Source organism: Rhodovarius sp. (assembly GCF_040399605.1).
GTDB lineage: Bacteria > Pseudomonadota > Alphaproteobacteria > Acetobacterales > Acetobacteraceae > Rhodovarius > Rhodovarius crocodyli_A.
Genome location: NZ_JBBARU010000049.1, coordinates 1 through 1,850, shown reverse-complemented (window position 1 = coordinate 1,850; position 1,850 = coordinate 1). Strand labels below are relative to the sequence as shown.

Sequence of the window (1,850 nt, the reverse complement as noted above, 5' to 3'; positions counted from 1 at the left end):
GCTATCGCGGTGGCAGCGGCGTGACCGATAGTGACCCCAGCGACGGCCCTGGCCGTGGGCGCGGGCGCTGACCTCAGCCGCGGCCATGGCTGCGGCACGCTCACCTTGCCGGCACTGCGCATGAGAAGCGTTGAGATTTTGGCGCCGGCCTGCTTAAAGCGCATTTACGTCCAGGGGCTGGAAACCGATGAACAACGATAATGAAAATAATGCCAATAATGACGAAAAGCTTGGCCGTCGGCGCCTAGTCGTTCGCATGAGCGCTGTTGGCGCCGCCACATTGGGCACTGCCGCCTGCGTTCCGGTGCAGCCCGTCTATGTCGCGCCCGTCGGCACTGGCATCACCGATGCTGACCCCAATGATGGGCCGAATAATGGCCGCGGTGGTGCGCGCGTCTATCGTGGCACAGGCCTCACCGATGCCGATCCCAATGATGGCCCTGGCAATGGCCGGGGTGGTGCGCGCGTTTATCGCGGCAGCGGCATAACCGATGCAGACCCCAATGATGGGCCCGGCAATGGCCGGGGCGGCAGCCGCGTCTATCGCGGCACCGGCACCACCGATCGTGACCCGAATGACGGGCCGGGCCGGGGCCGGGGCGGCTATGGCGGCTATGGCGGCTATCGCGGTTACCGCACCGGCTTGAACGATAGTGACCCCTCGGATGGCCCCGGCCGGGGCCGGCGCGGATACTGAGCGCCGATGCTCGAGACGTTGATGCCAGCACCTCCGGCCGAGGCCTCCATCATGGAGGAGGCTTTTGCCCGCGCCTTTGGTGATATGCCGCTGGAGAGCGTGCTCGCGCTGCGGGAGGGCACGGCCTGGCGGCATTTTTCCGGCGGCGGCGTGGCGCGCTATGCTGATCTGCTGAACATTGCCGTGCTTGATGCCTATCTGCGCACGGATGGCGCCCGCTCCCCGCGCATTGCAATGGCCGATGACAGCCGCGAGGGCAGCGCGGCCGTGCCCGAGCATGAATTCACCCTGCCCGATGGAAGGGTGGATTTGCCGCGGCTGCTGCGCCGCTTCGATGCCGGCGCCTCGCTGGTGGCCAGCCAGTTCCATGAGACGCATCCGCCGCTGGGGCGGTTCTGCCGTGGGCTGGAAAAGCTGTTCCTGCATGGCTGCCAGACCAATATTTACCTCACCCCGCCGCAGGCGCAGGGTTTTCGCAGCCATTTCGATACGCATGACGTGCTGGTGCTGCAGGTATCCGGGCGCAAGCGCTGGCGGGTATGGGATGGGCAGGCGGTGGAAAACCCCACGCGCCGCACTCCCTGGCCAGGCCATATTGCGCCCGAGGGCGAGCCGAATCTGGTGATGATGCAGCCCGGCGACGCGCTCTATATCCCGCGCGGCGTGATGCATGATGCATCGACGGAGCCGGGCGAGCCCTCGCTGCATATCACCGTGGGCCTGCTGGAACCCAGCTGGGCGCAGGCGCTGCGCAGCCTCATCGATAGCGAGGAGGTGGCCAATACGCCGCTGCGCCAGGCCGTTCCCACCTGGCGCCTGGCCGAGCCCGAGGGGCTGGCCGGGCTGCTGGAGGCCATGGCGGAAAAGCTGCGCGGCCTCGCCACGGCTGAGCATGGGGAGCGGCTGTCGTTGCTGCTGCTCAACCAATTGGCGCATGACCGGCAGCCGCTGCCAGCGCGCGGGCTGTTTTTGGCGGAATTGACCGAAGATATGCCGATGCGGCTGGCGGATGGCATGCACCACCATTTGGCCATCACCCCAGATGGCCAGGCCAGCCTGCACTGGACCTGCGGCGAAATTGCCCTGGCCGCGCATGAGGCGGCGTGGCTGGGGCCGCTGACCGATGGCGCCACCGCCGCCGAGATCAGCAAGC

At 67.1% G+C, this 1,850-nt stretch carries 3 protein-coding genes; all 3 read left to right on the top strand.

From position 1 onward, the window contains the following. The first annotated feature begins 30 nt into the window (after positions 1 to 30). Positions 31 to 201 carry a hypothetical protein gene (locus ABWP84_RS12705; protein ID WP_353212408.1) on the top strand — a complete coding sequence of 57 codons (171 nt, stop codon included), beginning with the start codon at positions 31 to 33 and terminating at the stop codon, positions 199 to 201. 55 nt (positions 202 to 256) lie between these two features. Beyond that, the gene (locus ABWP84_RS12700) at positions 257 to 697 is read left to right on the top strand and encodes a hypothetical protein (RefSeq protein ID WP_353212407.1); all 441 of its coding nucleotides are present in this window, start codon (positions 257 to 259) and stop codon (positions 695 to 697) included. A gap of 6 nt (positions 698 to 703) precedes the next feature. After that, on the top strand, positions 704 to 1,850 hold a 1,147-nt coding region (locus tag ABWP84_RS12695; RefSeq protein WP_353212406.1), incomplete at its 3' end, for a JmjC domain-containing protein.

What these genes read in the sequence shown, in the direction of transcription:
- ABWP84_RS12700 (WP_353212407.1), top strand. Translation starts at nt 257, where the DNA reads ATGAGCGCTGTTGGCGCCGCCACATTGGGCACTGCCGCCTGCGTTCCG.